Source organism: Microcoleus sp. Pol12B4 (genome assembly GCF_036701385.1).
GTDB lineage: Bacteria > Cyanobacteriota > Cyanobacteriia > Cyanobacteriales > Microcoleaceae > Microcoleus.
On the sequence record NZ_JAUBQR010000187.1, the window covers coordinates 1 to 13,321 of the forward strand.

A 13,321-nucleotide genomic window follows, 5' to 3' on the forward strand; every position below is an offset into this window, starting at 1 on the left:
GAGCTTCCATGGAATCTTGAAAATTCAGTTGAAACTCAAAATTTCTGGCTTGCATATCAACAACGTGAGGAACTGGCGGAATATTGCTGTATATCAATTCTCTAAACCCTTGAAGCTGCTCTTGATTAAATGATTTTTTTGGAAAAAAATGCGGTATGTTGGAAAACTCGTCAAAATAGATAACGAACAAACTTTTTGTCTCTAACCAGTGCGAGTAAAATAGCCACTTGAGTTTGAGGCTAATCTTTGCAGTTTCTAACTCCAGTCCACATTCAGTCATTTTTAGAGTAACAAGTTCGTGCCAAATATTAGTTCTCTGTCTCCAGGGAGAGAGTAAATGAAGTCCCAAAAATTGAAATAGCCAATGAATAAGTTGTAAAATTGCCCATATTAACAAAAAAGGTCCAACTGAAATTCCCGGTTCGATGCCAAATTTTATCGTCGGAAAGAAAAGCATATACCAAAAGAAAAACCGATTGAAGGAGCTGATATTGCACCACCCTAGGAACTTGACAAGAGGGAGGTAGCAGATGCCAAAACCTAGAATGAAATAACCCCAGAGGGGATGTTGGCCAGCAATAATATTGGCAATTCCCCACCCCACAAGAACGACAGGAAGACTCCACAACTCGACTGTCTCGAAAGGATTCAATTTCCGGGAAATTCTATTAGCTTCTAAATATTCTTTGAAAGTAAACTGGTATTCCAACTTCACAGTGATACCTCTTGGGTGCTGAGTGCGATCGCAGTTTTTACCCCAACTATAATCTCTCAAAATCAAGCAAGTATACAGAGTTGAAAAATTCTCTCTTTGCTAGCCTTGCTTCCTACCGCCGATAGGCTAAAGCAAACCGATCAATTCCTGCTAAATCAGAAAATATCTGAACTTCACGGTAACTCCCGTGACTTTGCAGCATATCAGCTACCGCCTCAGCTTGTCCAGCCATCATCTCAACCAGCCAAACTCCCCCCGACTCTAAATAATCAGGAGCCGTTTCTACCAAATGCCGGATGCACTCTAACCCGTCAAAACCGCCGTCTAAGGCCAGATGAGGTTCGTGCTTCAAAACTTCCGGTTGCAGAGTCAGGACCGTGCTGCTGGGGATGTAAGGGGGGTTAGACACCATGCCGCTGACTTGAGCTTTGAGAAATGCTAACGGTTCCCACCACAAACCTTGATAAAAATTAACTTGCGATCCAAAACCCAAATTCTCAGCATTGAATCGAGCAACTGCCAAAGCTTCCGAACTGCAATCTACCGCATAAATCCTAGCATTTGTCAACGCACAAGCTAAGCCGATCGCGATCGCCCCGCTGCCCGTCCCCAAATCCACCCAATGCGATTTGGCAACTTCTCCCTCCCGAAGCTCGGAGAAGTTTAAATCTTCTCCCCCCCTTACTAAGGGGGGGGTAGATTTTTGATTGATATTTTCGGCTTCTAAACGGCTTTTAACAGCTTCTACAGCCAAATCGATCAGCAATTCCGTTTCAGGACGCGGAATTAGCACCGCCGGCGTTACTTTGAGCGAAAAATGCCGCCAATGTGCAACTCCCATTAAATACTGCACCGGCACCCGTTCTTGCAAGCGCAGCTGCCACAATTGAGCAAGTTCAGATAAAGACAACTTTAATTCTATTTTTGGCAAATCTTTAAACGACTCCAAACGCAGAGCCAACCTATCCAAACCAGCCAGCTCTTGCAACAGCCAGTCGACTTCTGCTAGGGGAATGTCATAGGCGATCGCCTCGGTTTTAGCTTGATTCATCCACTGCCAAACCTCTAAACCCGAAACTAACATAAGACTTTGGTAATAATTGCTAATTGCTAATTGTTAATTACTAATTGCTAATTCGTAAATAGTAGGTTGAGTCCAGAAACCCAACCTACTAATCAATGACTGATAACTGATGACTAATGACTGATGACTGCTGGCTAACTATTAGCGAGCCGGTCGAGCTGGAGCCGGAGAGGCTGGAGCCGGCCGAGCTGGAGCCGGAGCCACCTGTGGATTTTGGCCCGCACCAGCAGGTTGGAGCGATCGCACAAATTCCAGCGACTCCCGCGAGGGAATCAAAATCATTTGGGTCAAAAACGGGTCGTTCTCAGTACGCAAAGCTTCCAAAACGCTCTCCAAGTTCACCACCTCAATCTTAATTGTGGCTGTCACGTTCGGCTGCTGCTGCTTAAAACGATCGACCATTCCCTGTAAATCCTCCTTGTTAAAAAACAAGGGAATCACCTCTTGCTGACCCCGCTGAATCGTCAAATAACCATTTTCTGCGCCGCCTCTTGCCAAAAATAGAGGTACACCGTTGAACTCGTTAACTTGTTGACCAGTCTGCTGAAGTACAGTTTTAGCCGACTGCACCTGCTGCGGAGCGGGAACGAAAGCAAATTGCACTTCCTCCGGCTTGCCTTTATTTGCTTGAGTGATCTGATAAATTTCCCCCAGGGACACCGGCATCACGCGCACCGTGGCCGCCAACTGAGGATTTCTGGTTTTCAGTTGATCGACAAAAGCTTGAGCATCTTTCTGGCTGATGAAAATTCCCGCCACGGAAGCATTACCAGTTTGACCCTGACCCTGCTTGGGAACAGAAGCGATCAGGGGCGCACCCTGAGCGTCTGTAATCGTAAATACCGGCACCGATCGCAATTTTTCCAAAATTTGCGGCTCCGGCAGTGCCAGTGCAGACATCTTGCCAATTGGGGAGGGGCCCAGCAGAGTGCTGCCGACAATTCCCAATATTGCGCCCAAACGAACTAATGATTTCATGTTTTTTCCATCAGGAGCGATCCTGAAACACATTAACGCAAAGACTGGCGACTTAACACGATCATCAAAAACTGCCTCAATTTGTTTTCATTTTGACGAAATGTAAACATCAGAGACAGTTCTGCTTCAATCTATTATTTAACATTGTGCGATCGGGATGACAGGATTTGAACCTGCGACATCCTGCTCCCAAAGCAGGCGCGCTACCAAGCTGCGCTACATCCCGGTGTTATAGTTAGCTAACCTCTAACCATTAACACACAAAACCGCTTGCTTGTCAAGCTTTATTAAATATTTAGCTCTAGATGCAGCTAAGGCGAAGTTTTTTTCAGGTTGTGCGGTTTGACCCCACCCAAAAACCGATACCAGCGCCTAACTCCTATCGTGATCTGCTCAAATCGACTGACAATACTTGCACAGCTTCATAACGGCCCTGATGCCGGGATACATCCCAGCGTAACTGACCGCAGGGCACAGGTGCAGTTGGTGTTGGCAGCGTCAATATTGTATTGTATTTCCTCAACAAATCAACGCCGACCTGCACCTCGCTCGCTAATCTGGATACCAAAACATACCTTTAATCCCCTCTGGATCGGACATAAAGCCCAAATTGCGGTAAAAGTCCACCACTTGAGGGTCAGCAAATAAGGTAATGTTGCTGATATCTTCACTGCGGAGTTTTTTAATGATGTATTTCATCAGCGCCTTGCCCATGCCCTTGCCCTGGTAGTCGGGATGAACTACCACATCCCAAAGCGTGGCATTAAAAGCATGGTCTGAAGTCGCTCTGGCGAAACCCACCAGCCGTCGCTGGCTGCCCCGCATCTCCCACATAGAGACGACTAGGAAGCTGTGCTGAATAGCTTTTTTGACTTTACGCAGGGGACGGCGGGACCAACCCACTGCATTACAAAGTTCTTCGAGTTCGTAGAGGTCAATGTCCCGATCGCAACTGAAAAAGATGCGAGCGTTGCCGCTGGCGGGTTTGCGAAACGTTGGGGAAAGCGGATCGCCTAACCCAACAGCCACATCTTCCTCAAAATCCGCTGTTTGGGGTACAGAGGCAGACTCAGAACTACTAAATAAGTTTTTCCAAAAACCCATGCAGGCGCGGTTAAGGTAGTAGAAGTTGGACGACGAGAAAGAGAACCCGAAAGATAAATCCACTCCGATCGGCGTGGGATGAATTGCGGGTAGCCTCTTGAGGAACAGTTTACGGTAAACTCATCTTACGCCGAAAACAGGGATTTGTCGTCCAACATTGAGTCTGCGCTTTTTTGATTCTGTCAAGTGTGGTAGAACTGTTCTGCTAGCCAGTGCCCTGACAACCCACTTTTAAGGTAAAATTTGTTGCCAAACCAGGACAGAGGCATTTTGGGAATTGCTTCTTTTGAGTGCCGCCGATCGCGCCGGAACTTATACCCTTGGTGGGAAATACCACTGGAATGGCGCAACGGTGACATTCTCGTGATAAGTTCTCAGACATATTTGACTTTTGCTTTTAGTGAGGAGACGGGCACAATTTAAGTCGAATCGTCGAATCGAAAATCCCATTGCCATAAGGCATGGAAGAGTCAATACCTCGTATATCTCCCGCACCTTCTCCTCAATTATGGCTTCGGGTTTAAAACCATCTACACTAGAACTCCTCAAGCGCTTTAACCGAGCGTTTCCGCAGTTTTATGAGCAATTTGTCAGCAGCGAAATCCAGTTGCAAAACCTCAAATTAGCTTACCAGCTTTACAAAACTCGGCAAGCAGTCATCGAAATCCGAGCCGAAGGTAACAAAAGTGCCCTGCATTTTGCTTACCGGAACCAGTCTTTTCTACTGAGCGATATTTTTGGAGTGCTCGCGGCCTACGGACTGACAATTCACAGTCTGAGTCTGTACGGTCAAATTTACCCGCCCATGCTGGTATTTATCAAATTGGTCGTATCTCGCGGTGGCAAGGTATTGGCAGATAAAACAGCAGAAAACGTCTGTAGAGCCGTTCGAGAGGCCTTGGCGGGACATTTTGAGGTTGAAGAGATGTTGGCGGTGGAATTTAATTTAGACGCGGGTTTGGAAGATGTGGCAACTGAATTCTACGTCGATCCGGTTTTCCACTTGCCAGCTTTACTGATTGAAGCAGATAATCAACCTGGACTTTTTTACAAAGTTATGTATGCCATCTGGCAAGAGGATTTATTGGTCGTAAATGCTAATTTGCTGGTTTGGCGGGGGCGAACTCGCCTAATTCTCTACTTGTTGGGGCCCAATGAAAGTTTAATCCCCGAGTATTTGGGGCAGAAAATCGCTGAGGGGGTGCGACAAAGATTGCTGGGCGAGCGATTTTAGGGCAAGTTAGCGATGATATCTAAATAACTAGATTTCTCTAAGCAGACATTAGTTTACAGAAGTTTTCCAGTGAGATAGGGCAAAAAGATCGACACCATTACCATTGTTCGTACAAACGAGTCTAGATAGCGGTTATTATAAACACGGGAGACCCCGAAACGATGTTGTCAAGCTTTTTAAGCTTGATGGCGTACTTTATCTACAAAATAACCGCCTTAATAGAAAAGATGTGCCAAAGACATAGGGGAGTTTTACCAGCAATATAGCAATTCTTGCAGGAGTCGTAAATTTTTTACCCCACCCCAACCCACCCCGAACCCGATCTGAGTTTCTAATAAATTCACCAATGATGGAAGGATTGCTATATTGCTGACTTTTTTTAGTTTGTAAAATCAGCTTGCGGAACTACACGCAAAAGTCGTAAGTATTCGCAAAAATCCCCTAAAATTACGTATTACCTCTTTCAAAACTAGGTATAACTAAGGCTACTTAGCTATACCTAGTGATAGATTAAAGCAGTCTTGAATCATCACAATTTTTCTGGTTTAAAGTTAAATGTGGAAGGTACGAACTTAATTTTGGACTAGACTACCAAAATATTTGTAATCGAAATTGATACTGAGATTCCGAGGATTTACGATTTACAAATCGGCTAAAAATGGGAAAAATGTTGTCGAAAAAGGCGCTTCAAAAATCGCGCTGATGTATGTCATGCTTGCGAGTATCATACAGCAGACAGAAATTTGAATACTGCAAAAAACATATAACGCTGGGAGAGAAGGAATATTTATTCCAGGGCGATCGGATAAAAGGGCAAGTTAGGCCAAGATTGCCAGTGAAGTGGAGAAAAATCTTGTAGCGTTAACTTAAGACCGCGCGTTGCAGCAGGAAGTAAGAGGTAAATCGATAAAGTTGAGTCTTCTTGACTTACTTATAGCGCTTCTTGAGTAGATGAGGTAAGCAATTCCACTGAAAAAGCTTTAGAAAACAGGGTTTGGGCGTACTCTCTCTTTCTGAGAAAGGCTATACATAGGTTTACATAGGTCTTATGGAGCGGGTAGGATAAAAGTATGGCAACAATCGACATCCTAGGGGTTCGGCACGCTTACGATTTGACGGCTCCGACTGCTACTTCCCCGGTTCTGGTATTTGTCCATGGCTGGCTGTTAAGCCGGCACTACTGGCAACCTTTGACCGATCGCTTGGCATCAAACTATCAGTGCCTTACCTATGATTTACGGGGGTTTGGCGATTCTCAATCGGACACAGGCGATGCTCGTGTATGTTCCAAACCGCTAAATTCCTGTTACACTCCCGCAGCTTACGCTCGGGATTTGGAACTTTTACTCGAAAAACTCGATATATCTTCTGCTTGGCTGGTGGGACACTCTCTGGGCGGTACGATCGCTCTCTGGGGAGCCAGCCAATTGTCCGATCGTATTAAAGGTGTGGTCTGCATCAATGCGGGGGGTGGCATCTATCTTAAGGAAGAATTCGAGCGGTTTCGAGCGGTCGGGAAGCAGCTAGTAACAATGCGTCCCGCCTGGCTGCCTCGCTTGCCCTTAGCAGATTTCGTCTTTGCCCGCGATTCTGTAGCCCGCTCGATCGGCAGATCCTGGGGACGGCAGCGCTTAATAGATTTCGTGGGAGCTCATCCAGAGGCAGCTTTGGGGGCTTTGTTGGAATCGACCACAGAAGCGGAGATTCACCTCTTGCCACAAATTGTGTCCCAACTCAAGCAGCCTGTTTATTTTATTGCCGGTACTAAAGACAAAATTATGGAACCAAAATACGTGCTGCATTTGGCTAGCTTTCATTGGATGTTCCAATGTTGCGGCGAGAATGTCCTTCAGCTTCCCGATTGTGGCCATTTGGCAATGGTGGAACAGCCGGATGCAGTGGTTAGTTACCTGCAAAATATTCTGAAAGAACACACTTAAAGGGAATTGGGTCAAGGAAAGCCTACGAATCGGGCATTGGACCAAGATCCGGTTAGGGGAAACGAAGCTCCCAAATAGAAAGTTATAGCAGAAGGAAAAAGGAAGAAGGCTTTAGTTGTTATCTAGGAGAGAAGGAAGAAAGTGACCTCATGGGGAAAGTGCAATTAAGAACGTCCTAACCGTCCGGGCCGTTGCTATACAAGTTAAAAGTTAAAATATTCTTCCCTATTCCTTGTTCATTCTTACCTCTTGGTTCTTCCCTGTTCCTTCTGCCTTCGCCTAAATCTGTTATCTTAAATAGATAAGTCTGCCCGCTCGCCCTCTTCGGACAGACGTTTCGATTAAATAGTGGCTTTCAACTCTAAATTCTAATTCTGCTTAAATATCTGTGCGCGTTAACCTCACCGATCGGCAACAACACATCCTTTGGGCAACGGTTCGCCACTACATAGCTACAGCGGAACCCGTTGGCTCAAAAGCTTTGGCTGACGAATTCAACCTCAGCGTCAGCCCAGCTACAATTCGCAATGCGATGGGGACTCTTGAAAAAGCTGGACTGCTTTATCAGCCCCACACTTCGGCAGGACGAGTCCCCTCTGACTCCGGCTACCGAATTTATGTAGACCAGTTGATTCAACCCTCTGATACGCTCGCCCGCAAGGTGGAACAGGTACTAGACCAACTCAATTGGTCGGATGGTCGCATGGACGCGGCACTCCGTGGCGCTGCTCAAATCCTGGCAACTATCAGCGGTTACATAGCCATGATCACCATACCGCAAACCAATATGGCTTGCTTGCGCCACTTGCAACTGGTGCAGCTAGAGCCGGGAAAGGTGATGCTGATCGTGGTGACGGATGCTTACGAAACTCAATCGGTTTTGGTGCAGTTGCCGAGGGACGCAGAAGGTAACACGCCTGATGCCGAAATCGTCGATCGCCAATTGCAGATTTTGTCGAATTTTTTGAACACCAAGTTGCGCGGACGATCGCTCTTGGAACTCTCGGCTGTAGACTGGAGCGAGTTAGACCGGGACTTTGAGCTGTACGCTGAGTGGGTGGGAACGATGCTGACTGCTTTGAGCAGCCGCCAAAGCAATCCAACCTACACGCGTATTCTAATCGGCGGTTTGGCAGAAGCGCTGCGCTTGCCTGAGTTTTCGCAGTTGCAGCAAGTTCAAACTTTGGTGCAATTGCTCGAACAAGAGCAGGAACTGCTTTGGCCTTTGATTTTTGAATCGCCTGAGTTAGACACCCCCGGCAAGCGGGTAACGGTGCGTATTGGTTCGGAAAATTCCTTAGAACCAATTCGTGGCTGTACTCTGATTTCTTCGACTTACCGCCGGGGATCGGTCCCGGTGGGTAGTGTTGGGGTTTTGGGACCGACGCGGATGGTTTACGAAAATGCGATCGCGGTGGTGGAAGCGGCAGCCGATTATTTGTCAGAAGCTATTGGTGGAAATCGAGTTAGTTTTCCTGATGGCGATCGAGGGCGATCGGATCATCCCTTGTTAGATGCACCCTAATGTGATATCCCCAAGCTTAACGGACTTGGGGTTTTATTGTCTGTGGGCGTACTCGCAACCTTTATAAACCTGGTTTTGTGACAAAAAACTTAGGCTTTTATCTCACATTCCCCACTCTGGGGTGTTACACAGCATAATTACGCAGGAAACTATATCTTTAAAGTAATAAATTATGCTTTTAAAAAGTTTTTTATACGTTAATCTACGGTATTATAGTATAACTTATAGTTTTATTGCTGGATCAAAATAAGTAAAAACCGATAGTGACACTTGAGGGTGCGCAATGTGGTTTTATACTCTTTATGGGGTAAGAAACTAAAGCTTCGCGCTTGACCAGAGAGTTTCGTAAACAACCCGGTTTCTGCGTGCATGAGCGACTCGGAAAGTGGCAGGAGTTGCGGGCGATCAACTTTCCAGCGATCGGGAGCAAAAGATGGCGATGGTGAGCGATCGCGCATTTACAGAAAGTGGTTGCGGAGTGTTAGTCTAATGGGGGGTTTAGCAGCTTAACCGATGAGTTTTGTTGCAAACCGGGTGGGCGATCCCCCGCCCTAGGGATAGCGGTTGCGACAAATAAATTGAGGAGGCGCCAACTCCGCCATCGTCGATTCCCAAGGCAGCAGAATGTCAAAATATTAAGACATTTTAGAGAGTTCGTCAAAAACAACTAAAAAAGATTAGTGTGGAGATGAAAGCAATATTTCTTTTGGGAATAGCCCGGCTTAGACAATTGCAAATAACTTGCAGTGAATTTGGCTTGATTGCCACTCAAAAAAAAATTAACTGCTGAGTTAAGCTCGAAACTAAATTTAGGGAATTTTCTTTTAGCATTCAATGAAATCGACTGATAAAACTAAGAATACCTTTGCGATAACAACGCCTCTGTATTATGTAAACGATTTACCTCACGTTGGCAGTGCTTACACGACTATGGCTGCAGATGCCCTAGCCAGATTTGAGCGGCTGCGGGGTAAATCTGTTTTGCTGGTGACGGGGACCGACGAACACGGGCAGAAAATTCAGCGGACAGCCGAGAGTTTGGGACGATCGCCCCAAGCTCACTGCGATTCAGTGGTTCCGGCGTTTGAGGCGCTTTGGGAGCAACTGGACATCCAGTACGATCGCTTCATCCGCACAACTTCGCGGCGCCACGAGTACATTGTCAAAGAATTTTTCCACCGCGTCTGGAACTCCGGCGACATCTACTTGAACCAGCAACAAGGCTGGTACTGCGTCTCCTGTGAAGAATTTAAGGATGAAAGGGAATTGTTGCCGGGAAATCGGTGTTCCGTCCACACCAGCAAGGAGGTTGAGTGGCGCGACGAGGAAAATTACTTTTTCCGTCTCTCGCGGTATCAAGACCAACTGCTGGCATTGTATGCAGAACGTCCCGACTTCATCGCGCCGGAAAGCCGACGCAACGAAGTGCTCAGTTTCGTCAACTCTGGACTGCAAGACTTTTCGATTTCTAGAGTGAATCTCGAATGGGGTCTACCAATGCCAGTTGACCCTAGTCACAGCATCTACGTCTGGTTTGACGCTTTGCTGGGATACGTCACCGCCTTGCTAGATCCGGACAGTGACCCACTCTTGGAGAATGCTTTATCTAAATGGTGGCCGGTTGACTTGCACTTGATCGGCAAAGATATTCTTCGCTTCCACGCAGTTTACTGGCCGGCAATGCTGATGTCAGCGAATCTACCGATGCCGGGTCGCGTTTTCGCACACGGGTTTTTGACCAAAGACGGCAAAAAAATGGGAAAAACGGAGGGTAATACTTTAAACCCTGTCGAATTGGTCAATAAATACGGCGCTGATGCAGTACGTTACTATTTCCTCAAAGAAATTGAGTTCGGAGAGGATGGGGATTTTAACGAAACTCGGTTTATCAATATATTGAATGCTGAGCTAGCAAATGATTTGGGAAATTTGCTTAATCGTACCTTAAACATGGCTCGCAAATATTGCGGTGCCTGCGTACCAAATGTGTTAGGAGAAAACATTGAGGGTGACAACCTTCTCAAGGCTATGAGCCGGGGTTTGGGCGATCAAGTAGCGGGTTTTTACGAAGACTTGGCTTTTAGCAAGGCTTCCGAAGCCGTGCTTGCATTAGTTCGAGCCGGTAACAAGTTTATTGATGTGCAAGCACCTTGGAGTTTGTACAAGCAGGGACAGATCGAAAGTGTCGAACAGGTGCTATATTCTGTTCTGGAATCTGTTAGACTAGCATCTTACCTTTTATCGCCGATTATTCCCAATATCAGCAACGCTATCTATCAGCAGCTAGGTTTTTCAATTGACTTTAACGATCGAGTTACAGTTAACAGTTTAGCAAATTTTGCAGCTCATGCTGCCTGGGGCGCTTTGCCTGCAAACCAAACTCTGGGGGAACCCCAACCTGTTTTTAAGCGGCTCGAACTGCTGTAAACAGTACCTTCTTAGTTGACAGCCAGCGCTCTGGGTGTTATGACAGACTACGAATTAGCAGTTATTTCCTTACCAATCTTTCATAAAAATTGAGGCATAACAATCATGTTGAATAGAATAGAAAGCAACGACCTTTTTACGCCGGAACAGGTTCTAGAAAATCGGGGTAGAGTGGCAATTTTTATTGACGGTTCTAACCTTTTTTACGCAGCTTTGCAGTTAGGAATTGAGATTGATTACACTAAGCTGCTGTGCCGTTTAACTGCGGGTTCGCGGCTGCTACGCTCTTTCTTCTACACAGGTGTCGATCGCACTAATGAGAAACAGCAGGGGTTTTTGTTGTGGATGCGCCGCAACGGCTACCGCGTGATTTCTAAGGATTTGGTACAGTTGCCAGATGGTTCTAAGAAGGCGAATTTGGATGTAGAAATCGCTGTGGATATGATGGCTTTAGTAGGTTCTTACGACACGGCGGTACTGGTAAGCGGTGACGGCGACTTAGCTTATGCTGTAGACGCTGTGAGCTATCGCGGTGTGCGGGTGGAGGTGGTGAGTTTGCGATCGATGACGAGCGACAGTTTGATTAATGTAGCCGATCGCTATATCGATTTGGAAATGATTAAGGACGACATCCAAAAAACATCGCGCCCTAATTATGCTTACCGCCCTTTGTCTGGTCTGAGCTTGATGGAGGAACACGACGACAGATAGGGATTTGGTAATGGATAATGCGTAACGGGTAATGGGTGATGGTTAATGGGTTGAATAATTAAGAATTAGAAGTTAAAAATTTTAATAAATCATGAAACATTTTTAATTTTTGATTAAGTGTTTTTCAATACCCAATTATCAATTACTGATTCCCAATTTCCAAATCCCAATGATTAATCTCACATCCCCACTTCCCAATCTCAACTCCCCAAAATGGAGGCTGCTATTTTTAGCAGCACTACTTTTGGGGATTGATTCTTGTGCGGTTCCGCAAGAGACTCAAAAGAATAAATTAGCTGAGGATCTCCAAACTGCTCAACAGTCAAACAGCACTTTAACTTTAAACAAAGTAACTCTAGAACAAGCAAACGAAAAGGGCGAGACGTTCTGGAAAGTAAACTCGCAAAATGCCGTTTACAGCAAAGATAAAAAGATAGTTAACGTTCAGAAACCTGTAGGCAAATTGTTTCAGGACGGCAAAGAGATTTATGACATTCAGGGAGAAACCGGGCAGGTATTTCAGGAAGGAAATCAGGTTTTTCTCAAAGGTAACATAGTCGCTACAGACCTGAAGAATGGAGTGGTGTTACGCGGAAATGAGTTGGAGTGGCGACCAAAGGAGGATGTTTTAGTTGTCCGTAACAATTTGACGGGAGAGAACAAACAGGTGACGGCTTCAGCGAAGGAAGCGCGGGTTTTCAGCAGGGCTAAGAGGATGGAGTTATTCGGTTCTGTGGTGGCAAATGTTAAAGATCCGATTTTGCAATTGCGAACCGAGCACTTAGTGTGGTTTGTGGAGCAACAAAAGGTAAACAGCGACAAACCCACTCAAATTGACAGATACAAAGATAAAATAGTAACAGACAGCGGTTTTGCCGACCAAGTAGATGTAGACTTAAAAACCAAGATTGCGACGCTGACAAAAAACGCTCAGTTGATGCCATCAGACCCACCGCTGCAAATAGAAAGCAGTTTGATGAGTTGGAATTTTCCCGCGCAATATGTGATATCGCCCGGGCCTGTGAAGGTTTTGCACCGCGTGGAAAAGGTGACGATGACTGGCGATACGGGGCGCGGAGATTTAGAGAAAAAAATATTTTATTTGACAGGCAATGTGGTAGGAATTGGGGAAAGACGTCAAGCTCAATTAAATACCGATCGAGTAACGTGGTATTTAACTAACCAGACTTTCGACGCGGAAGGAAATGTGGTTTACAAGCAACTAAATCCGGTGTTTAATTTGGCTGGGCCGAGGGCAGCGGGAGAGCTAAAAAATCAAACTGTGATTGTCAAAGGCGACGGTGGCGGTGGCCAAGTGGTTATGGAATTTGTACCGGACGAGTACAAGGGAAATTGAGGACAGTAGATGGAGCTGCAACTGCAGATGTTGGCAGATGAACGCAGAGGAAGGCAGATACCCCTCTTCTGTCACTCTAGGAAGAGTATAATAGAACAAAATCTCTCAACCAGAGCTGGGTCTATGGTAAAGCCTCGCCAAGCTGATTCAACCTTGAAATTGATTGATAAGTATTGTAGCTATTAAAGAAATCTGTTTTCAGAAGTCAGAAGCTTTGAAGCTTTTACCCACCTTCATGCTGGTATA

General features: G+C 45.9%; 12 protein-coding genes and 1 tRNA gene. 7 read left to right on the forward strand and 6 right to left on the reverse strand.

Going from position 1 to position 13,321, the window contains the following annotated elements; translation table 11 throughout:
- From QUA38_RS21980 to QUA38_RS22005, 6 genes are all read right to left on the reverse strand, one after another.
- Window positions 1-715, reverse strand: a 715-nt coding sequence (locus QUA38_RS21980) for a YcxB family protein (protein ID WP_333165547.1), incomplete at its 3' end; no start/stop codon positions are given.
- A gap of 112 nt (window positions 716-827) precedes the next feature.
- The gene (gene prmC / locus QUA38_RS21985; protein ID WP_333165550.1) at window positions 828-1,799 is read right to left on the reverse strand and encodes a peptide chain release factor N(5)-glutamine methyltransferase; all 972 of its coding nucleotides are present in this window, start codon (window positions 1,797-1,799) and stop codon (window positions 828-830) included.
- A gap of 141 nt (window positions 1,800-1,940) precedes the next feature.
- Window positions 1,941-2,777 (reverse strand): Tic22 family protein, encoded by an 837-nt coding sequence (locus QUA38_RS21990; RefSeq protein ID WP_333165552.1) that lies wholly within the window; start codon window positions 2,775-2,777, stop codon window positions 1,941-1,943.
- 152 nt (window positions 2,778-2,929) lie between these two features.
- Window positions 2,930-3,003 (reverse strand) — tRNA-Pro (locus QUA38_RS21995).
- A 326-nt stretch (window positions 3,004-3,329) separates the two neighbouring features.
- A complete protein-coding gene (locus QUA38_RS22000) occupies window positions 3,330-3,881 on the reverse strand; it encodes a GNAT family N-acetyltransferase (protein WP_172187348.1) in 552 nt (183 codons plus the stop codon).
- A gap of 205 nt (window positions 3,882-4,086) precedes the next feature.
- Window positions 4,087-4,263, reverse strand: coding sequence for a hypothetical protein (locus tag QUA38_RS22005; protein WP_333165554.1), 177 nt, complete (start codon window positions 4,261-4,263; stop codon window positions 4,087-4,089).
- Between the two features lie 126 nt (window positions 4,264-4,389).
- Here QUA38_RS22005 and QUA38_RS22010 point away from each other — a divergent pair, with 126 nt between their 5' ends.
- From QUA38_RS22010 to lptC, 7 genes are all read left to right on the forward strand, one after another.
- Window positions 4,390-5,115 (forward strand): hypothetical protein, encoded by a 726-nt coding sequence (locus QUA38_RS22010; RefSeq protein WP_006631881.1) that lies wholly within the window; start codon window positions 4,390-4,392, stop codon window positions 5,113-5,115.
- Between the two features lie 1,070 nt (window positions 5,116-6,185).
- A complete protein-coding gene (locus tag QUA38_RS22015; protein ID WP_333165557.1) occupies window positions 6,186-7,055 on the forward strand; it encodes an alpha/beta hydrolase in 870 nt (289 codons plus the stop codon).
- A gap of 382 nt (window positions 7,056-7,437) precedes the next feature.
- On the forward strand, window positions 7,438-8,580 hold the full coding sequence (hrcA, locus tag QUA38_RS22020; RefSeq protein ID WP_445243266.1) for a heat-inducible transcriptional repressor HrcA: 1,143 nt from the start codon (window positions 7,438-7,440) through the stop codon (window positions 8,578-8,580).
- 369 nt (window positions 8,581-8,949) lie between these two features.
- The gene (locus QUA38_RS22025; protein WP_333165559.1) at window positions 8,950-9,090 is read left to right on the forward strand and encodes a hypothetical protein; all 141 of its coding nucleotides are present in this window, start codon (window positions 8,950-8,952) and stop codon (window positions 9,088-9,090) included.
- Between the two features lie 324 nt (window positions 9,091-9,414).
- Window positions 9,415-11,007, forward strand: a complete 1,593-nt coding sequence (gene metG, locus QUA38_RS22030; RefSeq protein WP_333165561.1) for a methionine--tRNA ligase — start codon at window positions 9,415-9,417, stop codon at window positions 11,005-11,007.
- 105 nt (window positions 11,008-11,112) lie between these two features.
- Window positions 11,113-11,718 carry a LabA-like NYN domain-containing protein gene (locus QUA38_RS22035; protein ID WP_006631885.1) on the forward strand — a complete coding sequence of 202 codons (606 nt, stop codon included), beginning with the start codon at window positions 11,113-11,115 and terminating at the stop codon, window positions 11,716-11,718.
- 169 nt (window positions 11,719-11,887) lie between these two features.
- Entirely contained in the window at window positions 11,888-13,075 is a 1,188-nt protein-coding gene (gene lptC / locus QUA38_RS22040) for an LPS export ABC transporter periplasmic protein LptC (RefSeq protein ID WP_333165564.1), read from the forward strand.
- The last annotated feature ends 246 nt before the right edge of the window (window positions 13,076-13,321 follow it).